The organism is Flavobacterium petrolei (genome assembly GCF_003314435.2).
Lineage (GTDB): Bacteria > Bacteroidota > Bacteroidia > Flavobacteriales > Flavobacteriaceae > Flavobacterium > Flavobacterium petrolei.
Genome location: NZ_QNVY02000002.1, coordinates 460736 through 484817, shown reverse-complemented (window position 1 = coordinate 484817; position 24082 = coordinate 460736). Strand labels below are relative to the sequence as shown.

At 34.5% G+C, this 24082-nt stretch carries 17 protein-coding genes; 9 read left to right on the top strand and 8 right to left on the bottom strand.

All coding sequences use genetic code 11. The features are described 5' to 3' along the window. Window positions 1-135: 135 nt before the first annotated feature. The 3 genes from DR871_RS08615 to prfB form a co-directional block, all read right to left on the bottom strand. The gene (locus tag DR871_RS08615) at window positions 136-1764 is read right to left on the bottom strand and encodes an acyl-CoA carboxylase subunit beta (RefSeq protein ID WP_113665664.1); all 1629 of its coding nucleotides are present in this window, start codon (window positions 1762-1764) and stop codon (window positions 136-138) included. Window positions 1765-1929: 165 nt separating this feature from the next. Then, entirely contained in the window at window positions 1930-2928 is a 999-nt protein-coding gene (lpxD, locus tag DR871_RS08610) for a UDP-3-O-(3-hydroxymyristoyl)glucosamine N-acyltransferase (RefSeq protein ID WP_113665665.1), read from the bottom strand. 201 nt (window positions 2929-3129) lie between these two features. Then, window positions 3130-4228 (bottom strand): peptide chain release factor 2 gene (prfB, locus tag DR871_RS08605; RefSeq protein ID WP_113665666.1). Its coding sequence is split into 2 segments (ribosomal slippage): window positions 3130-4164 and window positions 4166-4228, totalling 1098 coding nucleotides; the frame shifts between segments, so codons are not numbered across the junction. A gap of 189 nt (window positions 4229-4417) precedes the next feature. Between prfB and DR871_RS08600 the strand changes: the two genes are divergently transcribed. After that, window positions 4418-5440: a threonine aldolase family protein gene (locus tag DR871_RS08600; RefSeq protein WP_113665667.1), complete on the top strand. Its 1023-nt coding sequence runs from the start codon at window positions 4418-4420 to the stop codon at window positions 5438-5440. A gap of 85 nt (window positions 5441-5525) precedes the next feature. Here the strand turns inward: DR871_RS08600 and DR871_RS08595 are convergent, their stop codons facing one another. Next, complete coding sequence (locus DR871_RS08595; RefSeq protein ID WP_113665668.1) at window positions 5526-5846, bottom strand: YbaB/EbfC family nucleoid-associated protein; 321 nt, start codon at window positions 5844-5846, stop codon at window positions 5526-5528. 145 nt (window positions 5847-5991) lie between these two features. Here DR871_RS08595 and DR871_RS08590 point away from each other — a divergent pair, with 145 nt between their 5' ends. Both DR871_RS08590 and DR871_RS08585 read left to right on the top strand, forming a co-directional pair. Beyond that, a complete protein-coding gene (locus tag DR871_RS08590) occupies window positions 5992-8052 on the top strand; it encodes a S9 family peptidase (protein ID WP_113665669.1) in 2061 nt (686 codons plus the stop codon). A 68-nt stretch (window positions 8053-8120) separates the two neighbouring features. Further along, entirely contained in the window at window positions 8121-9161 is a 1041-nt protein-coding gene (locus DR871_RS08585; RefSeq protein ID WP_113635574.1) for a PLP-dependent cysteine synthase family protein, read from the top strand. Between the two features lie 83 nt (window positions 9162-9244). Here the strand turns inward: DR871_RS08585 and DR871_RS08580 are convergent, their stop codons facing one another. Continuing rightward, on the bottom strand, window positions 9245-11317 hold the full coding sequence (locus DR871_RS08580; protein ID WP_113665670.1) for a hypothetical protein: 2073 nt from the start codon (window positions 11315-11317) through the stop codon (window positions 9245-9247). Window positions 11318-11995: 678 nt separating this feature from the next. On the opposite strand from DR871_RS08580, the gene DR871_RS08575 reads away from it, so the two are divergent. After that, window positions 11996-13621 (top strand): amidase, encoded by a 1626-nt coding sequence (locus tag DR871_RS08575; protein WP_113665671.1) that lies wholly within the window; start codon window positions 11996-11998, stop codon window positions 13619-13621. 37 nt (window positions 13622-13658) lie between these two features. On the opposite strand, the gene DR871_RS08570 is transcribed toward DR871_RS08575, so the two are convergent. From DR871_RS08570 to DR871_RS08560, 3 genes are read right to left on the bottom strand one after another with little or no spacing between them, the layout of a single operon-like run. Further along, complete coding sequence (locus DR871_RS08570; RefSeq protein ID WP_242497089.1) at window positions 13659-14306, bottom strand: endonuclease III domain-containing protein; 648 nt, start codon at window positions 14304-14306, stop codon at window positions 13659-13661. A gap of 1 nt (window position 14307) precedes the next feature. Further along, the gene (gene msrB / locus DR871_RS08565) at window positions 14308-14697 is read right to left on the bottom strand and encodes a peptide-methionine (R)-S-oxide reductase MsrB (RefSeq protein ID WP_113633934.1); all 390 of its coding nucleotides are present in this window, start codon (window positions 14695-14697) and stop codon (window positions 14308-14310) included. A 36-nt stretch (window positions 14698-14733) separates the two neighbouring features. Next, window positions 14734-15600 (bottom strand): alpha/beta fold hydrolase, encoded by an 867-nt coding sequence (locus tag DR871_RS08560; RefSeq protein ID WP_113665672.1) that lies wholly within the window; start codon window positions 15598-15600, stop codon window positions 14734-14736. 169 nt (window positions 15601-15769) lie between these two features. Here DR871_RS08560 and DR871_RS08555 point away from each other — a divergent pair, with 169 nt between their 5' ends. The 5 genes from DR871_RS08555 to DR871_RS08535 all read left to right on the top strand — a co-directional run bounded on the left by DR871_RS08555 (window position 15770) and on the right by DR871_RS08535 (window position 23943). Beyond that, window positions 15770-17191 carry a glycogen synthase gene (locus DR871_RS08555; RefSeq protein ID WP_113665673.1) on the top strand — a complete coding sequence of 474 codons (1422 nt, stop codon included), beginning with the start codon at window positions 15770-15772 and terminating at the stop codon, window positions 17189-17191. Beyond that, window positions 17188-18468, top strand: a complete 1281-nt coding sequence (locus DR871_RS08550; RefSeq protein ID WP_113665674.1) for a glucose-1-phosphate adenylyltransferase — start codon at window positions 17188-17190, stop codon at window positions 18466-18468. The genes DR871_RS08555 and DR871_RS08550 overlap by 4 nt, the downstream gene beginning before the upstream one ends. Window positions 18469-18535: 67 nt before the next feature. Next, window positions 18536-20443: a 1,4-alpha-glucan branching protein GlgB gene (gene glgB / locus DR871_RS08545; protein WP_113665675.1), complete on the top strand. Its 1908-nt coding sequence runs from the start codon at window positions 18536-18538 to the stop codon at window positions 20441-20443. Between the two features lie 196 nt (window positions 20444-20639). Next, the gene (locus DR871_RS08540; RefSeq protein ID WP_113665676.1) at window positions 20640-23039 is read left to right on the top strand and encodes a glycoside hydrolase family 31 protein; all 2400 of its coding nucleotides are present in this window, start codon (window positions 20640-20642) and stop codon (window positions 23037-23039) included. An 88-nt stretch (window positions 23040-23127) separates the two neighbouring features. Next, window positions 23128-23943, top strand: a complete 816-nt coding sequence (locus DR871_RS08535) for a M48 family metallopeptidase (RefSeq protein ID WP_113665677.1) — start codon at window positions 23128-23130, stop codon at window positions 23941-23943. Window positions 23944-24082 lie beyond the last annotated feature (139 nt).

The window sequence follows — 24082 nt, the reverse complement described above, 5'->3', positions numbered from 1 at the left end:
AAATTAATAAAATGAATTAGGTTAAGATTTTTTAAATATTGTATAACAAATGAGGCTATTTTACAACTGCTATAAAGCAGGAGTAAAACAGCCATAAATATACAAAACATTAGTATAAGTATTTGAAAATCAGTACTAAACTTGAATAACTCCTAAATTAAATTTTTTCTCAATTGGCGAGTGGTTTGCCGCTTCAATTCCCATTGATATCCAAGTTCTGGTGTCTTTTGGATCGATAATCGCATCTGTCCATAAACGTGATGCAGCATAATAAGGAGAAACTTGTTCGTCATATCTCGCTTTTATTTTATCAAACAACTCTTTTTCTTTGATTTCATCTACGACTTCACCTTTTGCTTTAAGCGATGAAGCTTCTATTTGTGCCAATACTTTTGCAGCCTGCGTGCCGCCCATAACGGCTAATTCAGCACTTGGCCAGGCAAAAATTAATCTTGGGTCATACGCTTTGCCGCACATAGCATAATTTCCTGCTCCGTATGAATTTCCTACGATTACCGTAAACTTTGGTACAACCGAATTTGAAACGGCGTTTACCATTTTGGCACCATCTTTTATGATTCCGCCATGTTCAGATTTAGATCCAACCATGAATCCGGTTACATCTTGTATGAACACTAAAGGGATTTTTTTCTGGTTGCAATTGGCAATGAAACGCGTGGCTTTATCCGCACTATCAGAGTAGATTACACCACCAAACTGCATTTCGCCATTTTTAGTTTTCACTACTTTTCGTTGATTAGCCACAATTCCTACTGCCCAACCGTCAATTCTGGCATAACCGGTAATAATGGTTTGACCGTAACCATCTTTGTAGGCTTCAAATTCAGAATTATCAACTAAACGATTGATGATTTCCATCATGTCGTACTGCTCATTTCTGGCTTTTGGCAAAACGCCATAGATTTCATTTTCGTCTAAAGCCGGTTTTTCAGCTTTAATTCGGCTGAAACCTGCTTTGTCAAAATCACCTATTTTGTCGACTATATTTTTAATTTTATCTAATGCATCTTTATCATCTTTGGCTTTGTAATCCGTAACGCCCGAAATCTCACAATGGGTTGTTGCTCCTCCCAATGTTTCATTATCGATGCTTTCGCCAATAGCAGCTTTCACTAAATAACTTCCTGCTAAGAAAATACTTCCCGTTTTATCTACAATCATGGCTTCGTCGCTCATAATTGGTAAATAAGCACCTCCGGCAACGCAACTTCCCATTACAGCAGAAATTTGAGTTATTCCCATACTGCTCATCAGGGCATTATTTCTAAAAATACGTCCGAAATGTTCTTTATCAGGGAAAATTTCGTCCTGCAATGGCAAGTAAACTCCTGCACTATCCACTAAATAAATGATTGGCAATCTATTTTCCATTGCAATTTCTTGCGCGCGTAAGTTTTTCTTTGCGGTGATAGGAAACCAGGCACCTGCTTTCACGGTAGCGTCATTAGCCACAACAATACATTGTTTCCCTCTAATGTACCCTATTTTTACCACAACACCTCCTGATGGACAGCCGCCGTGTTCCGCATACATTCCTTCACCAACAAACGCTCCAATTTCTATACATTTCGCCTTCGGATCCAATAAATAATCGATACGTTCGCGTGCAGTCATTTTGCCTTCTCCGTGTAATTTCTGGATGCGTTTTTCACCGCCTCCCATTTTAACTACGCTCAATTTTTGACGCAAAGCGGAAAGTAAAAGTTTATTGTGGTCTTCGTTTTTGTTGAAGTTCAAATCCATGATGAAATAATGTTAAAAAAGTTTGCGCTAAAATACAAAATCCAACTAAATAAATTTTATTATTTTAAAGTGTAAATAATGAAAATCGAATATTTGTTTACTATTAAAACAAAAAAACAGAAGCGAACTTCTGTTTTTTTGTGAATTCAATAAAAAAGCTAGTAATTATTTTTTAGATTCATTTACGAGTCTTTTCAAAATTGCCCATTGTTTCAATGCATCTCGGGCTTCTACAGCCGGATATCCTAACATGGTTTTTCCCGCTGGAATATCTCCTGTAACACCTGAACCGGCACCTACAATAGCTCCGTCACCAATAGTGGTATGGTCTTTTATAGATGCGCTTCCACCAATGATTACGCCGTTACCTAAAGTTACGGATCCTGCCAGTCCACTGTTTCCAGCCATAATACAAAACTTACCTAATTTACTGTTATGACCTATTTGGACTAAATTATCAATTTTGCAACCGTCACCTAAAATGGTAGAACTGAATTTCCCTCTATCAACGCATGTATTGGCGCCAATTTCTACATTATTACCTATAATTACATTTCCAATTTGTGGAATTTTTACCAAACCTCTTTGTGGATCAGGACGAAAACCAAAGCCATCAGCTCCAATTGTTGCATTGGGATGTAAAATACAGTCGTTTCCTATATGGCAACGTTCTCTGATTACAGTTCCTGACCAGATAACCGTGTTTTTTCCAATGGTGCATTCATCTAGAATGGTCACGTTAGGATAGATTGTTGTGTTGTCACCAATGACAACTTTTGGTCCAATATAAGATCCAGCACCAATTTTGACTCCATTGCAAATAGTTGCTGTTTCGTCTATTATTGCAGTTGGATGAATGTCAATATTGAATAATGGTGTAGGAGGAGCAAAAAGTTCTAATACTTGTGACATCGCCAAATCAGCATTTTTTACTTTTATAAAAGCTCTGTTTTCGCCAGGTTCTATAGATATGTCTTCATTAACAACGGCAACAGAAGCATTAGATGAAGCCCATAATTTTTCATATTTCTTGTTTCCAATAAATGAAATTTCGGTTGTACTGGCCATTTCTAATTGTTCAGGAGCCGTAATTTTTTGAGTTATGCTTCCTACGATAGCGCCCTTAAGAATATCGTTTATTTCTTCAATTGAATAAGATTTCATGGAGTATATAGGAATTAGTTTTGTTATCGTTTTCAAATAAAATCATTTAACGTTGAAATTGCAAATGTTTTTTTGAATTAAAAATAAATGTTTACTTTGGTTAAAAATAAAACCCCTTAAATTCATCGATAATATGATGTTAAGGGGGTAATATTTATGAGAGCATTGTGAAAATTTATAAATCGTGCTTATAATAATATCTTATTCTTCTTCTTTTTGCCCCATCATCATTAAATAGGCTTTCAGAAATTCGTCAATTTCTCCGTTCATAACACCATCAACGTTACTGGTTTCATATCCAGTACGAACATCTTTGACTAATTTATAAGGTTGCATTACATAATTCCTGATTTGGGAACCCCATTCTATTTTCATTTTTCCTGCTTCGATATCCGCGCGTTGTGCCTGTTTCTTTTTCAACTCAATTTCATACAATTGAGAGCGTAACATTTGCATCGCACGTTGTCTGTTGTCTTGCTGGGAACGTGTTTCAGAGCATTGTATTTGAATTCCGGTTGGTTTATGAAACAATTGCACTTTGGTTTCCACCTTATTTACATTTTGTCCTCCCGCACCGCTGGATCTCGAAGTCGTAATCTCGATATCAGCAGGGTTTATCTCAATTTCTATACTGTCATCTACAAGTGGATAAACATATACTGAAGCGAATGAAGTATGACGTTTGGCATTGCTGTCAAACGGTGAGATTCGAACCAATCGATGTACTCCATTTTCTCCCTTTAGATAGCCAAAAGAATAATCACCTTCAAACTCAAGGGTTACAGTTTTTATACCTGCTGCTTCTCCTTTCTGGAAATTCAGTTCTTTGATTTTGTAACCGTATTTTTCACCCCACATCATGTACATGCGCATCAGCATCTCGGCCCAATCGCAACTTTCAGTTCCACCGGCACCAGCAGTTATTTGTACCACGGCACTCAATGTATCACCTTCGTCCGAAAGCATATTCTTGAATTCGATCGCTTCAATATGTGCTTGCGTAGCGATGTAATGTTCGTCTAATTCTTCTCCGGTTAGTTCACCTTCTTTGTAAAAATCATAGGCGAGTTGCAATTCTTCAGTCATTTCGACCGCCTTATTGTAATCTTCAATCCACTTTTTCTTGTTTCGGAGATTTTTTACAATGAGTTCAGCATCTTTGGCATTGTTCCAAAAGTCAGGCGCAAAAGTTTTCTCTTCTTCGTTCGAAATCTCAATTAGCTTGGCATCAACGTCAAAGATACCTCCTCAACGCACCAAGGCGCTCTACAATACCTTTAATTTGTTCGGTAGTTGTCATAAAATTATATTAATTTGATAGGTCTGTTTTCAATATTTATCGAAAATGCCGTTGTGTACTACAATTAGTTTAGTTTTAACGGAACTAGTTGGAATTAACAAACGGTATTGTGTAAATTTGTGGTACAAAAATAGAAAAATTTTACGCAGGGGCAAGTTGTGATTTGTCCTTATCAAAAATAAAAATAATATGGAGATAAATTTAATTAGCGATACGATTACAAAGCCTTCACGCGAAATGTTGGTTCACATGTTGAATGCTGTAGTAGGTGATGACGTTTACAAACAAGATCCCACGGTTATTGAACTTGAAGCAAAGGTTGCAGAAATGTTCGGAATGGAAGCGGGACTTTTCTTTCCTTCAGGAACTATGGCCAATCAAACGGCGATAAAACTACATACACAGCCTGGAGAACAATTGATTGCCGACAAATATGCGCATGTTTATCATTACGAAGGCGGTGGAGTTTCCTTTAACAGTGGTGTTTCGTGTTGTTTGTTAGATGGAAATCGCGGAATGATAACTGCGGAACAAGTGGCTGGAGCGATCAATGATCCGGAATTTTACCACAGTCCGTTAACGAGTTTAGTTTGTGTGGAAAATACAACCAATAAAGGCGGTGGTGCTTGTTATGAACTGGAAGATTTGCAAAAAATAAAGATGGTTTGTGATGCCAACAATTTGAAATTTCACATGGATGGTGCCCGAATCTGGAATGCTTTGGTAGCCAAAAATCAAGATCCAAAAGCATTTGGGAAATTATTTGATACCATTTCAGTTTGTTTGTCAAAAGGTTTGGGAGCACCAATTGGTTCGGTATTGTTAGCTGATAAAGCTACTATTCATAGAGCGTTGCGTATCCGAAAAATTCTAGGTGGCGGAATGCGTCAGGTAGGATATTTGGCGGCAGCCGGAATTTATGCTCTAGATAATAATATAGAACGTCTCGCTGAAGATCATCGAAGAGCTAAAGAAATAGGAGAAGTTTTAAAAAAGGTAAGCTGGGTTGCATCAGTAGAACCTGTTGAAACTAATATTTTGATATTCACACTGGTTCCAAATTGTATCGAGAAGAATTTAATTGAATTATTGAAACAAAAAAATATTTTAATCAGTTCCATGGGTCATGGAAAACTGCGAATAGTTACGCACCTTGATTATAAAGAAGTAATGCACACGTATGTGTTGGAAACGCTACAAAAGTTAGTGTAAATCTTCTTAGGGAATTTGTTTAAAGTTTAAGGTTTAACGTTTTTATCGCGATCAAAAAACGTTAAACCTTAAACTTTAAACTTTTTTATTTAAACAAATCTTCCATTCCAGGAATCATTGGCATATCCATTTTGGTAACGGCATCCAGTTCATTCTGATTCACATTTGTCGCTTTTTCAATCGCTTTATTCAATACTAAAATTAAATAATCTTCCAGTTGATCTTTATCTTCTAATAAAGTGTCGTCAATGGTGATTGATTTTATAGTTCTGTTAGCAGTCAAAGTAACTTTTAATAAAGTATCGGTACTTTGCTCGTCAATTAGAACAGTATCTAAACGTTTTTTTGTGTCTTCTATCTTTTGTTGGGTCTCTTTAAGTTTGCCCATCATTCCCATTAAATCCATGTTTTAATTTTTTAAATTAATTTGATTTACAAAATTACTATATTGCATAGTCATAATCAATAAAATATTCATGAAAAATAAACTCATCCTCAGTTGTCTTTGTGTTATTTTTGCAGCATCAAATACTAAAATTAAAGCACAAAAAATGTCAAAAAATATTCCAACTCCAATAGCTAAAATAATTCCAAAAACTTTAGAAAAACACAATCAAAAACGTGTTGATAATTATTTTTGGTTAAACGACAGAGAGAATCCTGAAGTAATCGATTATTTGAATCAGGAAAATACTTATTATGACGCTATGACTGCGGATACGAAAGGTTTTCAGAAAGAATTATACGAAGAAATGAAAGCCCGCATCAAGGAAGACGACCAATCGGTTCCTTATTTATACAATGGTTATTATTACATTACGCGTTTTGAAACGGGAAAAGATTATCCTATTTATTCTCGAAAAAAAGGAAGTCTTACTGCTACTGAGGAAATTTTATTCAACTGTAATGATTTGGCCAAAGGACAAACATACTTTCAATTAGGCGGTTTGAGCGTGAGTCCAGATAATAAATTTGCGAGTTTTGGTATCGATACTGTGGGAAGACGTATTTACACAATACAAATTAAAAATCTTGAAACAGGAGAAATTCTTTCGGATAAGATTGAAAATGCTACCGGAAGTTCGGTTTGGGCCAATGATAATAAAACAATATTTTATACCAGACAAGACAAAGTTACGTTGCGTTCTGATAAAGTTTTCAAACATAAATTAGCCTCAGATGCTGCCGATGATGTATTGGTTTTCAATGAAAAAGATGATACATTCAATGTTTCTGTAGGCAAAGAAAAATCAAAAAAATACATTGTAATAGGTTCTGGAAGTACATTAACTACTGAATATAGAATTTTAAATTCGGATAATCCAGACGGAGAATTTGTGGTTTTTCAACCAAGGGTTCGCGGATTAGAATACAGTATTTCTCATTTTGGTGATTCTTTTTACATCATGACCAATAAGGACAAAGCGACTAACTTCAAGTTGATGAAAACGCCGGAGAACGCTACTGCAAAAGAAAATTGGAAAGATGTAATCGCGCATAGAAAAGATGTTTTACTGGAAGATATTGAGATTTTCAGCAACTATTTGGTTGTAGAAGAACGTTCGAATGGTTTGAATCACATTCGTATTATGCCTTGGAGTGGAGAAGGAGAGTATTATTTGCCTTTTGGGAGCGAAACATATAGTGCTTACACAACGACAAATGTAGATTTTGATACTGATATTTTGCGTTACAGTTACCAATCTTTGGCAACGCCATCTTCGGTTATTGATTTTAATATGAAATCCAAGGAGAAAGAAATCAAGAAAGAGCAACAAGTTCTTGGTGGCAAATTTGATAAAAATAATTATATCGAAGAGCGTGTTTGGGCTACAGCAACAGATGGAACCAAAGTGCCCATTTCAATGGTGTACAAAAAAGGTTTGAAAAAGGACGGGAATAATCCGGTATTGCTTTATGCTTATGGTTCTTACGGTGTTACAATGGATTCTTATTTTTCATCAACACGTTTGTCGATTTTGGATCGAGGTTTTGTTTTTGCCATAGCGCACATTCGCGGTGGCGAAGATTTAGGAAGACAATGGTATGAGGACGGAAAATTATTGAAAAAGAAAAACACATTCACTGATTTTATTGATTGTTCCAAGTTTTTGATTAAAGAAAAATATACTTCACCACAACATTTATATGCCGAAGGCGGTTCAGCAGGCGGATTATTAATGGGAGCAGTAGTCAATATGGCACCGGAATTGTACAATGGAGTAATTGCCCAAGTCCCTTTTGTCGATGTAATTACCACGATGCTTGATGATACTATTCCGCTTACAACTGGAGAATATGACGAGTGGGGAAATCCAAACGAGAAAAAATCGTATGATTATATGTTGTCGTATTCGCCTTATGATAATGTAAAGGCTCAAAAATACCCTAATATGTTTGTTTCTACCGGACTTCATGACTCTCAAGTTCAGTATTGGGAGCCTGCAAAGTGGGTTGCAAAGCTACGAACCCTAAAAACAAATGATACTGTTTTATATCTTAATACGAATATGGATGCCGGTCACGGTGGTGCTTCAGGACGATTTGAAGCTCTAAAGGAATTAGCAAAGGAATATAGTTTCTTATTAGATTTAGAAGGAATTAAAAACTAATCAGATTTTTTTGTTAAATTTGCAACATTCGTGTTTAATGAAAAATTGCCACGACTAACTATTTTTTTATGAAAAAAGAAATAACAGCTTATAATAATGTCTTAGAATTAATAGGTAATACTCCGCTTATTAAGCTAAATAAGGTAACTGAAAATTTAGAAGGAAATTTTTACGCTAAAGTAGAAGCTTTTAATCCAGGACATTCCTCAAAAGATAGAATAGCATTATACATAATTGAAGAAGCTGAAAAGAAAGGTATTTTATCTCCGGGTGATACCATAATTGAAACCACTTCCGGTAATACTGGTTTTAGTTTAGCAATGGTCAGTATCATAAAAGGCTACAACTGCATTCTTGCCGTTAGTTCTAAATCATCTAAAGATAAAATAGATATGCTTCGCAGCTTAGGTGCTAAAGTGTACGTTTGTCCTGCGCATGTTTCTGCTGATGATGAGCGTTCTTATTATAACGTAGCCAAACGTTTGCACGAAGAAACGAAAGGTTCTGTTTATATTAATCAGTATTTCAATGAGTTGAATGTTGATGCGCATTATAAGTCTACCGGTCCGGAAATTTGGAAACAAACTAACGGAGCAATTACACACTTAATTGCTTGTAGTGGTACAGGTGGTACTATTTCAGGAACTGCAAAATACCTAAAAGAACAAAATCCAAATATTAGAATTCTTGGCGTGGATGCTTTTGGTTCAGTATTGAAAAAATATCATGAAACCAGAGAATTTGATAATGATGAAATTTATCCATACAGAATAGAAGGTCTGGGGAAAAATTTAATTCCATCTGCAACGGATTTTGATATTATTGATAAGTTCATGAAAGTGACGGATGAGGAAAGCGCTCATGCTGCCAGAGAAATCACTAGAAAAGAAGGTTTATTTGTTGGATATACTTCAGGAGCAGTGATGCAAGCGATAAGACAATATGCAGAAGAAGGTGAATTTGACGCCAACAGTAATGTAATCGCAATTTTCCCTGATCATGGTTCTCGTTACATGAGTAAAGTATTTAGCGATGATTGGATGAACGAACAAGGTTTCTTTGACAGCATCAACGAAGAAGAAGTTCAAAAAATTGAAATGATAAAATAAGTTGAAAATTATACATGAAAAAGTCCCATCTGCTTTTGCGAATGGGACTTTTTTATTGAGTTTAAATAAGAATACTTTTTTATTTAATCCAATAATTCAGGATTATTAAGTATCAATTCAATTTTTTTAATAGTGATTGTGATCTGACTCATTTGTAATTCTATATTTCTAAAAAAGAGGCTAATATCTCTATTGACCCAACTTTCAGAAATAACTCTCGCGCCCAAACTAATTCTTAAAATAGCACTTTCAATTTCATTAGTATATTTTACATTAACTGCTTGACCAATATGACATTTTTGGGCAGCAAGACGAATGATTTCTAAAGAGGACCCTTCAAACTGATCCGATAAATCAGAATTTAATAAAGTGTATAATTTCTTTACTTTATCAACAGATAAGACTTCATTGTTTTTAAAAATAAAGAAAGGAAAAATGGTACGTATATTTCTTATTCCAAATTCTTTACTGCTGTAGCTCTTGGTTTTAGTTTCGTCCCCATAAATAGGCTGTAAAAAAGTAGCTTCTTTTATGGAGTCATCCACAAAATTGCAAAACATCTCAATACCCATATTTCGATATAAAATAGGTGTTTTGTAATACCTGTCCATTTCAACCACTGCAGCATTCCAGCGCATATAGGAACCATAGTTATAGCCGTCAGATAATTCAGTGGAACAAAACCAGGAAGTCGGCCAATCAGAACGATTATAATATTGGGTTAAGCCTTTGGGTAATGTGTTTTTTACAGATTGAATTAATTTATTGACACTTTGAGGTAAAATTAATGCACCGCAGTATGGAGGGCCAGTGAAGAATTTACTCCCCGTTATGGTAACAATATATCCTTTATTTAAATAATTTTGTATGTCTTTTGGATCTAATCGTAACTGTGAACCATCTACAATTATTTGAATTGATAAATCTTCAAGTGTATTTAGTTTTTTAATAAATTCGTCGCTAGGAGATTGATACCCTAGTTTTGATTGGTCCATAGTATGTAATACGATGTGCCTGCCTTGATTTTTGGTCTTAATAACGGCATCAAATACTTCCTGATCTAATTGAGCAGAAGATTTTAATGCTCCATTTTCATCTCTAAAAGGAATTTGTATTAAATCAACATCTCTAAAACCTTCAATTTTAGTGTCTTTTTTAATTGGATAATTTAAAGCAGTAGTATTTTCAAAATGACACCCTTTTAAGGCCGCAGCTACACCACTACCAGTTTCATCAGAGGCAACCAGAATATGTGTAATTTCTTTATCGGAAATAATTTGCGTTATGGCTGCTATTTGAAGTGAAGAATCAGTACCGGATGGTGAAAAAATTATTTCACATTCCTCATTTAATTTAAATATATGTCTCAGGTTATTTTTCAGCAATTCAGAAAACTCGATCGTAGTTTCTTGAAAACCTTTTTTCAAGCTATTTCTAATCAATATACTTCTCACTTTATCTGTTTTATCAAAAGCAAAATTAGAAACGCTCGATGCCGTAGACGAAGCAAAGGTAAATGCATCAGGTCTTGGGAATGGGCGACATCCGTATTTGTTTAGCAAATGAATCTCGTCGATATTCAATCTAAGATCACCGCCAGACATCAACATATATTCTGTAGGTTTTGCAAGATTTTCGACAATAGGTTTCCAAGATTCTTTGAGTTCAATGTTAGAATTTTTCATACCATGAAAAGACTGAAGCTCTTCGTTTAGTAATGAAGATTCAGCATTTAGATAAATATCATTTTTGATTAAATTAACTAGAACATAATCAAGATTTTCTAATTTTTCTTTATCATCTTTTGGCAGTAAATTATAAAATATTCTGATCACTTCAAGAGCTGCAATATCACATAAAACAACATCTTTTTTCTCGGTGTTCAAAGCTTTATACCATAGCTGCCATTCGATCCCATATCTTAAATAGACTAAAGCTAAAATGGGTTTGTTCAAAAAGGAGGAACCAATTATAATTGATTTATTAGGAACAATTTTGAAAACAGTAGGCTCACTAGTCGACGTAATAATATTGATGTTATTTATCTTTGGGACGGTATTGAATCTTTTTAAAATGCGAACTAAATAGTTTACATTTTCTTTTTCAAATAAACTGGTTCTTTTATATTGATTTTCAATTAGAATATTATTTGTCATATATGTTATAATTTTAAGCGTTCCTTAGAACGATATTCTGTATTTGTAAATTTAGATTGCTAACTAAACTCAGGCAATCAGGGACAATATTTTGTAATAAATTATCACAAAAAATAATTGTGTTACCAATGCTTTGAGGTTTCGCCTATTTTAAAGCGTTACATATTGCAAAAGTTAGCAAATATAAGAAACTTGGCAGCAGTAAAAAAGACATTAAAAAATACTCGTTTACGAAATCATCTATTTTTAGTTAAAGTCAGTTATTTAAACGGTATTTATAAAGTGATTTTACATGGATAAACTTGTGAAAAAAATAATTTCTATACTATTGATTTAATGTTTGAAAACTTCAGAAAAAGTGAAAAAAAATAGGAGAACACATAATTACAAGAAACTATTTGGTTTGTGTTGTAAATATTTTTAGCATATTTTAAAAAGTAATTCAGAGAAGACTTTAAATAATAAATCACAGAGGCTATATTTATATAGGTATCTGTCAATTTTTGATTTCCATTTTAGTTTCGTTTTTCTATGTTAAGGAATTTTAAATTTTATTCCATTCAGCACACAAACTAAACTTTAACATTTGTTCCAATTAACAGCGTCTTGTTTTTAGCGAAAAAAAACTAATTTAGGGCATTATTATGCGAATTTTTAGCCAAATAAATGATTTAACCTATGAAAAGAAGATCTTTTTTAACCACTGCAACACTTGCCTCAGCAGGTTTAACCACACTTTTGATTACTGGTTGTACTTCAAATACAAAGAAAAAGGACAAAGAAACAGTATCAGTCGAAGAGACTAATGAAGCCTTTGAATTGGACGAAGAAACAATCGGGAGTTTAAGGGAGAAATTAACTTCTGGAAAATATACTTCGGAACAATTAGTTCAGTTGTACTTGAAACGCATCGAAGCTATTGATGCTTCTGGACTACAATTGAATTCGGTTATCGAAATTAATCCTGATGCAGTTGCTATTGCAGTTGCAATGGATAAAGAGTTCAAGGCAGGCAAAATCAGAGGACCTTTACATGGAATTCCTGTTTTAATAAAAGACAATGTAGACACTGCAGATAAAATGCAAACAACGGCTGGTTCTCTTGCAATGGAAGGGAATATTGCTTCAAAAGATGCTTTTGTGGTAAAAAAGCTCAGAGAAGCCGGAGCTATAATCATTGGGAAAACAAATTTAAGTGAATGGGCTAATTTTCGTTCGACCCAGTCGTGTTCCGGATGGAGCAGCAGAGGTGGGCAGACTAAAAATCCGTACATTTTAGATCACAATCCATGTGGTTCAAGTGCTGGATCAGGAGCTGCAGTTTCAGCGAATCTTTGTGTAGTTGCTGTTGGAACTGAAACCGACGGTTCTATTGTGTGTCCAGCATCGGTAAATGGAATTGTGGGTATTAAACCGACAGTAGGTTTGGTTAGCCGCTCTGGAATTATTCCAATATCAAAAACGCAAGATACGGCCGGTCCAATGGCGAGAACGGTAACTGATGCAGCTATTTTACTAGCAGCAATAACGGCGATTGACGAAGATGATTCAGTAACTCTCGAAAGTAAAGGAAAATCACAGACGGATTACACAACGTTTTTAGATGCCAATGCTTTGAAAGGCAAACGCATTGGTATTGAGAAAAAACCACAGGGAAATAATAAATATATTAACGCACTTTTTACTGTTGCTATAAACCTGCTCAAAAAGCAAGGTGCTACCATTGTTGAAATCGATTATTTAGATAAAATTAATGCTGCAGGTCAGGCTGAATTTGAAGTTTTGCAATATGAATTTAAAGACGGATTGAATAGCTACTTGGCTACAGCCAATGCAAAAGTGAAAAATTTAAAAGAAGTCATTGATTTTAATATTGCTAATGAAGATAAAGCAATGCCGTATTTTAAACAAGAAACATTGGAGAGTTCTAATGCAAAAAAAGGACTTGATGATAAAAAATATACAGAAGCATTGACTGCGAGTTTTGAAGGAAGTAAAAGTATTTTAAATGCTGTTTTTAAAGCAAATAAATTAGATGCTATTTGCGGAATAACTATGGGACCGTCATGCAGTATTGATATGATTTACGGCGATCGTTGGGGCAGTTATTCATTGACTTCGCCAGCTGCGGCAAGTGGTTATCCGCATATTACAGTTCCTTGCGGACTGGCTTATGATTTGCCTGTTGGGTTGTCATTTTTTGGAAAACCATATACAGAAGGTGAATTAATAGGATTAGGATTTGCTTATGAACAAGCGTCTAAAAAGCGTTTAAAACCTAACTTTAAGCCTTCTTTTTTATAAAAAAAATATTTTAAAAGGGTAATAAGTACTTCACTTTTTACCCTTTTATTTTTTTATAATACTGACAAATCGTATTAATAGGACATTCTGGACATTTAGGTTGTGGGCGGCAAATTTCTCTTCCTAAAAATGAAATAGCCATCCCAATTTCGCCCCAGATTTCTTTTGGAAGCACTTGCATCAACTGTTTTTCGGCTTTAATTCCGTCTTTAGTTTCTGAGATTAATCCAATTCTGGGTGCAACTCTGATAACATGTAAATCGGCTATAATTCCCTCTGCTGGAATTTTTGCTTCTCGCATAATTACGTTGGCTGATTTTCTTCCAATTCCTTTTAATGCAACTAAACCTTCCATTGTCAGTGGAATATTTGCATCATTTTGAACTGTTTTCGCTATTTCCAAAAGCCATTTTGCTTTGGTTCCAAAATTCCTCACTTCAGAAATATACGGAAATAATGCTTCCTCATTAGCAACGGCTAAACTTTCCATATTTGGATATGCATCAAATAAAGCAGGAGCAATTTTATTGATATTAGCATCAGAATCCTGAGCCGAAAGTACCACCATAACCATAAGTTGATACAAATTATGGTACTCCAGCGGATGTTTTTGTCCTTTATATTTCGTTAGGATAGGTTTTAGTTTTTCAGTCCAATCAGTAGAATTCCCAAATAAGTCCATCATACTATTCTTTAAAGTCTACTGATAAAGAGTTTACGCAATAACGTTGTCCGGTTTTTGTAGGTCCGTCATCAAATACATGTCCTAAATGACTGCCGCAATTAGCGCACAAGATTTCGGTACGTTTCATGCCATGAGAAACATCTGATATGTATTTTACTTTTCCAGGAATGGATTCATCAAATGAAGGCCAACCGCAATGTGCATCAAATTTTGAATTACTTTCAAATAAAGGTTCTCCGCAAGCACCGCAACAATAAGTTCCTTTTTCGTAATGTAAATTATAAGTTCCCGTATGAGGATATTCTGTTCCTTTTTGTCTAAGAATTCGGTAACGTTCTTCTCCCAATTGTTCTTTCCATTCTTGTTCTGTTTTTTCTAAAGGATATTTCATGATCTATTTTTTTTACTAATTATAAAATGTTAAGTTCTATTTATTTTGAATGAATTGAACCGTTTTTTCAATTACTTTAGAATTGCCAAGAATTTTGCGATGCCCTAAACCATCGGTTAATAGTAACTCCCCATTTTTTAGATACTTATGAATATGAATTCCCGCTTTTACAGGAACTTCAGGGTCATTATTATCATGAATTACTAAAACTGGAATCGCTGTTTCTTTTGCAGCCAAAAAAGCAGAATAACTGTTCATTTTCTCTCCGTATTTTTTTTCGAAATGCAAACGCAAAAGAGTGCTTACAGTTGGTTTGAGTTCTAATTTTGCCACAAAATCATCTATAATATCTTCAACGATATCGCCACTGCCAATAACTACAGCATAGTTTACTTTTAAACCTTTTTTTATTGCATTTAATACGGACATTCCACCCAATGAATGACCGATTGCAGCTTCGAAGGGACCAAATTGCTTTTCTATTTCTAAAATTGTAGCGATAAAATCGACCATGATAGTATCTTTTCCTGGTGATTTTCCGTGGGCTGGAGCATCAAAACTAAGGGTTGAGTATCCTACTTTGAGCAATTCGTCGGCTATTTTGAATAATTGTGTTCCTCGACCTGACCAACCGTGTACCAACAAAACTTTCTTCTCGCTTTTGCCATATTCGTACACAACAACTTCTTTGCCAATTGCAGGAATCGAAACTAATTTTTGGAGACTGTTTCTATCCATTTCTAATTCTCGTTTTGGAATTTTATGTTTTATAGGTGTTGTAAATAGTTTAGCAGCAAATAATGTAATTAATTTTGGCGAAATAAAAGAGATTAATTTACTGGTTAATAAAATAATCTTAGGAATTTTCAATGATTGGGTATGATTAGCAGATTTTTTTGTCATTTCAATAAATTTTCAAGCGGGTTATAATATTATAATTTTTTTAGTAAATTTAGAAAAACATAAAAGTAGTATTTTTTATAAAGTTTTTATGGGTATTAACATAAAAGACGGAAATATTAGTAATTAATCGAGTAGTATTACAATACTCAAAAACATCAAAATTTCATATATGGAAATATTTCATATCAGTGCAGAGTGTTATCCTGTTGCAAAAGTAGGAGGTTTAGCAGATGTGGTTGGCGCGTTACCAAAATATCAAAACAATGCAGGACATTTAGTAAGAGTCGTTATGCCATGTTACGACACCAAATTCAGGAAGGATAATGATTTTGAATGTGTTCATTGGGGTCATGTAAAATTGGGTAATTTTAATTTTCCTTTCAATATTTTAAAAGAAAAAACGGACCACCTTGGATTTGAATTGTATTTGGTCGAAATTCCAGAATTGTTTGATAGAAAAGATGTTTATGGATATAAAGATGATATTGAACGATTTTTGTCTTTCCAAATTGCCGCTTTGGATTGGATAATTGGTAGAAAAGACATTCCAGATGTTATCAATTGTCACGATCATCACACAGGTTTGATTCCATTTATGATGTTGTACTGCCATAAATATGAAAAACTGCGCAATACACCGTCTATGATTACGATTCATAATGGTTTGTATCAAGGTCAGTTTGGATTTGATAAATTGTATTATTTACCCGAATTTGATTTAGCGCATGTAAAAGTTTTAGAATGGGATAATTGCATTAATTCATTGGCAGTTGCTGTAAAATGTGCTTGGGCTGTAACTACTGTTTCGCCAAGTTATCTAAACGAAATCAATTATTCTTCAAATGGATTGGAATCCTTATTTAATTTGGTACGCTATAAATCCAAAGGAATTCTAAACGGAATCGATATTGAGGTTTGGGATCCGGCCAAGGATATGATGCTGGAAAAAAATTATTCGATTAAAAATTTTGAAAAAGGAAAACAAGAAAACAAAGATAAATTGTGCAACCTTTTTAATTTAGATCCAACAAAACCACTTTTTAGTTTCATTGGAAGACTATTAGAGGAAAAAGGAGGCGATTTATTGCCACATGCGGCCGCTCTAGCCTTATCAGAGAATTATCAGCAAATAAATATATTGATTTTAGGCTCAGGAAATACTGCCATAGAAAATCAGTTGAATAGTTTGCTACAAGATTACAAAGGGAATTACAACACATTTATTGGTTATAACGAAGAATTAGCGCACTTAATTTATGCTGGTTCTGATTTTTTGCTAATGCCTTCCAGAGTAGAACCTTGTGGTTTGAACCAAATGTATTCCTTGCGTTACGGGACAATTCCCATTGTACGTCGAACGGGCGGATTGCGGGATACTGTAGTTGATTTTGGCGATGACGGAAATGGGATTTGTCATGATCAAGCCACAGTTGGTGATATTTGTTACTCGATTCAGCGCGCAGTAAATTTATATGATGATAAAAAACATCTGAATGAAATTAGAAAAATTGGAATGAACACCGACCATTCTTGGGAACGTGTTTGTCAGGAATATATAGAAATGTACAAACTAATAATTAACAAGAAATGAAAGCCAAAAAGAAAAATGTTATTGCAATAATTTTAGGTGGTGGGCAAGGTTCCAGATTATATCCTTTGACAGAAACGAGATCAAAACCTGCTGTACCGATAGGGGGAAAATATAGATTGGTTGATATTCCAATATCAAATTGCATGAATTCAGATATTTACAGAATGTTTGTATTGACACAATTTAATTCGGCTTCCTTAAATGCGCACATAAAAAACACGTATAACTTTAGTATTTTTAGTCATGCTTTTGTTGATATTCTTGCAGCTGAGCAAACTCCTGATAACCCAACTTGGTTTCAAGGTACTGCTGATGCCGTAAGACAATGTATGCCTCATTTCTTGAATCATGATTTTGATTATGCCTTGATACTTTCCGGGGATCAGTTGTACCAAATGGATTTCAATGATATGGTAGAGGAACATATCAAGAGAGAAGCTGATATTACCATTGCGACATTACCCGTAAATGCAAAAGATGCGCCTGAATTTGGAATTTTGAAAACAAACTCCGAAAGTTGTATTGAATCTTTTATTGAAAAACCCGCGAAGGAATTATTGCCAGATTGGGAATCAGATGTAAGTGAACAAATGAAAAGCGAAGGCAAACATTATTTAGCTTCGATGGGAATCTATATTTTCAACAGAAAATTGTTGATAGATATCATGTCTAACAAAGAAACCAAAGATTTTGGTAAAGAAATTATTCCGCATGCTGTAGGAAACAAAAAGATTTTAAGTTACCAATATGAAGGATATTGGACAGACATTGGTAATATTGATTCATTTTTTGAAGCAAATATTGGGTTAACTGATGACTTACCAAAATTTAATTTATTTGATAACGATAATAAAATTTTCACCAGACCTAGATTACTCCCGCCGTCCAAATTCCAAAAAACAATGATTGATAAATCATTAATTTCGGAAGGTTGTATTTTAAATGCAAAAGAAATAAATCGATCTGTGATTGGAATTCGATCAAGAATTGGTGAAGGAACAATCATTCAGAATTGTTATGTAATGGGGAATGATTTTTATCAGAATATAGATGATATGAATGAAGATCTTAAAACCGGGAAACAACTAGTGGGAATTGGAGAAAGATGTTTTATAAGCAATGCTCTAGTGGATAAAAACTGTCGAATTGGGAATGATGTTTACATCAACGGTGGAAACCATTTAGAAGATTTCTCGAATGAATTGTATGCCATAAAAGACGGAATTGTTGTTATTAAAAAAGGAGCAGTTATACCGGATAATTACATCATAAAATAAATTTTTAAACTGTTTTTTCTTAAAAATAATATTCTATTTCTAAAAGGTAGAATTATACAATTATTATATGAGTAAAGTAATTACGCATTCTCTTTTTACCGATTTCGATATCGACTTATTTAAAGCTGGAAAACATTTCCGTCTCTACGAAAAACTTGGAGCACATCTTATTTCAGTTGACGGAGCTGACGGCGTTTATTTTGCAGTTTGGGCTCCTACGGCACATTCGGTATCGGTAGTTGGGGATTTCAACTTTTGGACACAAGGCGAACATTTGTTAGAAGTTCGTTGGGATTCATCCGGAATTTGGGAAGGTTTTATTCCAAATGTCAAAAAAGGGACAACCTACAAATATAAGATACAATCTAATAATGGCGGTATAGTTACTGAGAAAGCAGATCCTTTTGCTTTTTACTGCGAAAAACCTCCACATACGGCTTCAGTAGTTTGGGATTTAGATTATAAATGGAAGGATAAAAACTGGATGGAAACGCGTCAAAATCACAACGGTCTTGACAAGCCTTACTCAGTTTACGAAGTCCATTTAGGATCATGGAAACGTCATGCCAATGATAATCGTTTTCTAACCTATCTTGAATTTGCCGAAGATTTAGTAAATTATATAAAAGAAACCGGCTTTACGCATGTAGAGTTCATGCCAATAATGGAATATCCGTACGATCCGTCTTGGGGATATCAATTAGTGGGGTATTTTGCACCAACTTCCCGTTTTGGGAATCCCCAAGAATTCATGCATTTAGTAGACAAATTGCACGAAGCAGGAATTGGAGTAATTCTCGACTGGGTTCCTTCTCATTTTCCTGATGATGCGCATGGTTTAGGATTTTTTGACGGATCAAATCTTTTTGAACATCCGGATCGAAGAAAAGGCTATCATCCTGATTGGAAAAGTTTAGTTTTTAATTATGGTCGAAATGAAGTTCGCTCCTTTTTAATAAGCAATGCTTTGTTTTGGCTGCATCATTATCACGCCGATGCGTTGCGCGTAGATGCTGTTGCCTCGATGTTGTATTTGGATTATTCTAGAAATGATGGTGAATGGGAACCTAATATTTATGGTGGAAGAGAAAATTTGGACACGATCAGTTTTCTGAAAGAATTTAATGAAGCTGTTTATTCTAATTATGAAGGCGTACAAACCATTGCCGAAGAAAGTACATCCTTCCCGATGGTTTCCAGACCTACATCTATAGGTGGTTTAGGTTTTGGAATGAAATGGATGATGGGTTGGATGCACGATACGTTAGAATATTTTCAGAAAGATACCGTATATAGAAAATACCATCAAAATGATTTGACTTTCTCGATGACGTATACTTTTTCGGAAAATTTTATGCTTCCGCTTTCTCACGATGAAGTAGTTTACGGAAAAAAATCTATTGCAGGAAGAATGCCTGGAGATGAATGGCAAAAATTTGCGAATCTACGATTACTCTATGGCTATATGTTTATGCATCCCGGAACTAAATTGTTGTTTATGGGTTGCGAATTTGGACAAAGTAGCGAGTGGAATTTTGAAGGAAGTTTAGATTGGCATCTTTTACAATATCCTTTTCATGCAGGAGTCAAAAAATTAATAACGGATTTAAACAAATTATATAAAACCCAACCTGCCTTGCATGAAAAACAATTCAGTGCAGATGGTTTTGAATGGATTAATTATTCCGATCATCAAAACGCGGTAATGTCCTTCATTCGAAAAGGAAATAATCCAAAAAATGACGTCATTATAGTTTGTAATTTTACGCAAGTAGTGCGACCTAATTATCGTATTGGTTTACCCAAAAAAGGAAAATTGACAGAAATTTTTAATAGTGACGCTTCAGATTATGGAGGAAGCGGAGTTTCAAACGCGAATAAAATTGCAATTGAAGCGATGCCTTATGATGGAAGAGATTATTCAACAGAATTACTTTTGCCACCTTTAAGTGTTACTGTTTTTAAAATTTCATAAGCATAAAATTGTTCTTTTATAGATAAGCATAACTAATGGTTTTCATTTATAATGGAAACCATTATTATATATAGTTGATTGTTACATTGAAACAAACTACAACGTTATCGTGAATAAAATCTACATATTTAACAGTTTACCAAGTAATTTTGTAAGTTTGAATTTTATATAAAGATTAAAGTAAATACCATAAAATATGATTACAAATACAGAATTAGAATATAAAGGAGATTTATATCCTACTAAAATAGTCTCTTTTGAGCATGAAGTTGATACGATAAGTTTCCATACTGATAATAGTGTCATATTAAAAGTAACTGTATTAAGAGATAGTTTAATTCGGTTTAGATTTACTACAAAAGGGTATTTCAGCAATGATTTTTCTTATGCTGTAGATAAAAATCATTCCCATGGATATAATCATCTGGAAGTTTCAGAAGTAGAGGATTATTATCAGATTAAAACCAGTAAGGTAAAGTGCAGGATTCAAAAAAGTGACATGAGATTGTCTATTTTTGATTTAGAGGACACTATTATTTTAGAAGATGAGTTGGGATTTCATTGGGAAGAAAGCTATGAATATGGTGGAAATATCGTAAAAATGAGTAAAGCTTCTAAAGATGGAGAATGTTTTTACGGACTTGGCGATAAAGCAACTCAACTGAACCTTAAAGGTAAGAGACTGGAAAATTTTGCTACAGATCAATATGCTTTTCAAAAAGACCAAGAACCTTTGTACAAAGTAGTTCCGTTTTATATTGGATTACAAAACAAACAATCGTACGGTATTTTCTTTGATAATACTTTTAGAACCTATTTTGATTTTTGTCACGAACGAAGAAACGTTACCAGTTTTTGGGCTGAAGGAGGAGAAATGAATTATTACTTCATTTACGGTCCTGAAATGCAGGATGTCGTTACAACCTATACTCATCTAACGGGTAAACCAGAGCTACCGCCGCTTTGGGCACTTGGATATCACCAATGTAAATGGAGTTACTATCCAGAAAGTAATTTAAAAGAAGTTGCTGCCAAATTCAGAGAATTGAAAATTCCTTGTGATGCTTTGTATTTGGATATTGATTATATGGAAGGTTTTCGATGTTTCACCTGGAACAAAGAATATTTTCCCAATCCTAAAAGAATGGTGGCTGAATTAGCTGAGGATGGTTTCAAAACTGTGGTAATTATTGATCCGGGAATCAAGATTGACAAAGAATATTCAATTTATAAAGAAGCTTTAGAAAAAGATTATTTCTGTAAAAGAGCTGATGGTCCATACATGAAAGGGAAAGTTTGGCCGGGAGAATGTAATTTCCCGGATTATACAAATCCTGCGGTAAGAGAATGGTGGGCAGGATTATTCAAAGAATTAATATCAGATATTGGGGTAAAAGGCGTTTGGAATGATATGAACGAACCTGCCGTTATGGAGGTTCCTAATAAAACGTTTCCTATGGATGTACGTCACGATTATGATGGAAATCCTTGTAGCCATAGAAAAGCGCACAATATTTACGGCACACAAATGGCCAGAGCTACTTACCACGGTGTAAAACGTTTTGCGTATCCAAAAAGACCTTTTGTAATAACAAGATCAGCGTATGCAGGCGCACAGCGTTACACATCGTCCTGGACCGGAGATAATGTGGCCACTTGGGAACATTTGTGGATAGCAAATATTCAGGTACAACGCATGTCTATTTCGGGAATGGGTTTCACAGGATCTGATATTGGTGGATTTGCAGAGCAACCTTCAGGTGAGCTATATGCACGCTGGATTCAATTGGGCGTTTTTCATCCATTTTGTAGAACACACTCTTCAGGAGATCATGGAGATCAAGAACCATGGGCATTTGATGAAGAAGTTATCGATATCACCAGAAAGTTTGTCAACTTGAGATATCAATTATTACCTTATTTATATACGATGTTTTGGCAGTATATTGAGGAAGGAATTCCAATGCTCAAACCATTGGTTTATTATGATCAGGAAGATATTCAAACACATTACAGAAATGATGAATTTGTTTTTGGAAATCAAATACTAGTTTGTCCTATTTTAGAACCAAATTCTTTGGGACGAAGAATGTATATTCCTCGTGGACAGTGGTATAATTATTGGACAAATGAAGTGGTAAAAGGGGGAAAAGAAATTTGGGTAGACACTAAATTCGATCAGATTCCAATTTTTGTGAAGGCGGGAGCAATTATTCCTAAATATCCAGTGCAACAATTTGTAGGTGAGTTAGAATTTGACGAGTTGACTTTAGATATTTATTACAAAGAAGGAAAAGAAAAATCTGTCGTGTATGAGGATGCTCAAGATGGGTATGATTACAAAAAAGGGAGATACAGCTTCTTATCGTTTCAAACAACCGGTAAAGAGAAAGAATTGATTATCCAATTGCATAAAGAAGGAAAATACGATACGAATTATTCTAAATACAAAATAAATCTTATTGGATTACCATTTAAAGTAAAGGCGATTGAAATCGATAACGTAGAAGTCCCATTTGATAGTTTTACTTTAGAAAATGATAATTATTTAATTGTGGATAAGGAGTTTACAACTTTTCATATCATTGGAGAATAACAATAAAGTTGAAACTTTTATATTTAATTGTGTAAATATTAGACGTTAGAATTCGTGTATTTTTGTTAATTATTTAATATTTAAAATTATGAAAAAACATTTATTAATAGGGATTTTTGCAGCAGGATTAGTTTATTCTTGTGCTACTAATCCACTTACAGGGAAGAAAAGTTTGAATTTTGTTTCTAACAGTGAACTGTTTCCAACATCTTTTCAACAATATGGTACTTTTTTAAAGGAAAATAAAGTAATTACCGGAACTGCAGAGGCTAGAAAAGTGGAAGCAGTTGGGATGCGAATTAAGGCTGCAGCCGAAAAATATTTGACCTATTTAGGTCAATCACAATATTTGACTGAATACCGTTGGGAATACAAATTAATTGACAATAAGGAAGTGAATGCTTGGTGTATGCCAGGAGGGAAAATTGTTGTTTATTCCGGGATTTTGCCAGTAACATTGAATGACTCGGGTTTAGCGACTGTAATGGGGCATGAAGTATCTCACGCATTGGCAAATCACGGTGCGCAACGTATGAGTGCTGCTCAATTGCAACAATTAGGTGCGGTAGGAGTTGCAGTAGCGACTGGAGGTAAAAGTGAACAAACACAACAAATATGGGGTCAAGCGTATGGATTAGGGTCTCAGTTTGGTGTTATGCTTCCTTTTAGTAGAAATCACGAAACTGAAGCAGATAAAATTGGTCTGACTTTAATGGCAATTGCTGGATATAATCCGGAGGAATCTATAACTTTCTGGTCTAGAATGGCTGCAAAATCTTCAGGTCAAGCACCGCCGGAATTTATGAGTACGCACCCGTCTGATGCTACTAGAATCGCAAATTTGAAAGCATTGATCCCGGAAGCTAAAGCTTTAGCAACCAAAGTGGGTATTATCTATAGGTAACAATTTGAAATCATAGTGTTCTTTATCGAACATCGAAATGGGCTATTCTCAAGTGAGAGTAGCCCTTTTTGGTATACTATTTTGCGACTTTTAAATACATTGTAATTATGGCGCAATTTGTTAATATCAAATAAAGCTG

Coding starts and splice junctions, on each gene's coding strand:
- DR871_RS08555 (WP_113665673.1), top strand. CDS start 15,770: ATGGAAATATTTCATATCAGTGCAGAGTGTTATCCTGTTGCAAAAGTA.
- msrB (WP_113633934.1), bottom strand. CDS start 14,697: ATGAAATATCCTTTAGAAAAAACAGAACAAGAATGGAAAGAACAATTG.
- DR871_RS08600 (WP_113665667.1), top strand. CDS start 4,418: ATGGAGATAAATTTAATTAGCGATACGATTACAAAGCCTTCACGCGAA.
- DR871_RS08540 (WP_113665676.1), top strand. CDS start 20,640: ATGATTACAAATACAGAATTAGAATATAAAGGAGATTTATATCCTACT.
- DR871_RS08585 (WP_113635574.1), top strand. CDS start 8,121: ATGAAAAAAGAAATAACAGCTTATAATAATGTCTTAGAATTAATAGGT.
- DR871_RS08590 (WP_113665669.1), top strand. CDS start 5,992: ATGTCAAAAAATATTCCAACTCCAATAGCTAAAATAATTCCAAAAACT.
- DR871_RS08580 (WP_113665670.1), bottom strand. CDS start 11,317: ATGACAAATAATATTCTAATTGAAAATCAATATAAAAGAACCAGTTTA.
- DR871_RS08595 (WP_113665668.1), bottom strand. CDS start 5,846: ATGGATTTAATGGGAATGATGGGCAAACTTAAAGAGACCCAACAAAAG.
- DR871_RS08570 (WP_242497089.1), bottom strand. CDS start 14,306: ATGATGGACTTATTTGGGAATTCTACTGATTGGACTGAAAAACTAAAA.
- DR871_RS08615 (WP_113665664.1), bottom strand. CDS start 1,764: ATGGATTTGAACTTCAACAAAAACGAAGACCACAATAAACTTTTACTT.
- lpxD (WP_113665665.1), bottom strand. CDS start 2,928: ATGAAATCTTATTCAATTGAAGAAATAAACGATATTCTTAAGGGCGCT.
- DR871_RS08575 (WP_113665671.1), top strand. CDS start 11,996: ATGAAAAGAAGATCTTTTTTAACCACTGCAACACTTGCCTCAGCAGGT.
- glgB (WP_113665675.1), top strand. CDS start 18,536: ATGAGTAAAGTAATTACGCATTCTCTTTTTACCGATTTCGATATCGAC.
- DR871_RS08535 (WP_113665677.1), top strand. CDS start 23,128: ATGAAAAAACATTTATTAATAGGGATTTTTGCAGCAGGATTAGTTTAT.
- DR871_RS08550 (WP_113665674.1), top strand. CDS start 17,188: ATGAAAGCCAAAAAGAAAAATGTTATTGCAATAATTTTAGGTGGTGGG.
- DR871_RS08560 (WP_113665672.1), bottom strand. CDS start 15,600: ATGACAAAAAAATCTGCTAATCATACCCAATCATTGAAAATTCCTAAG.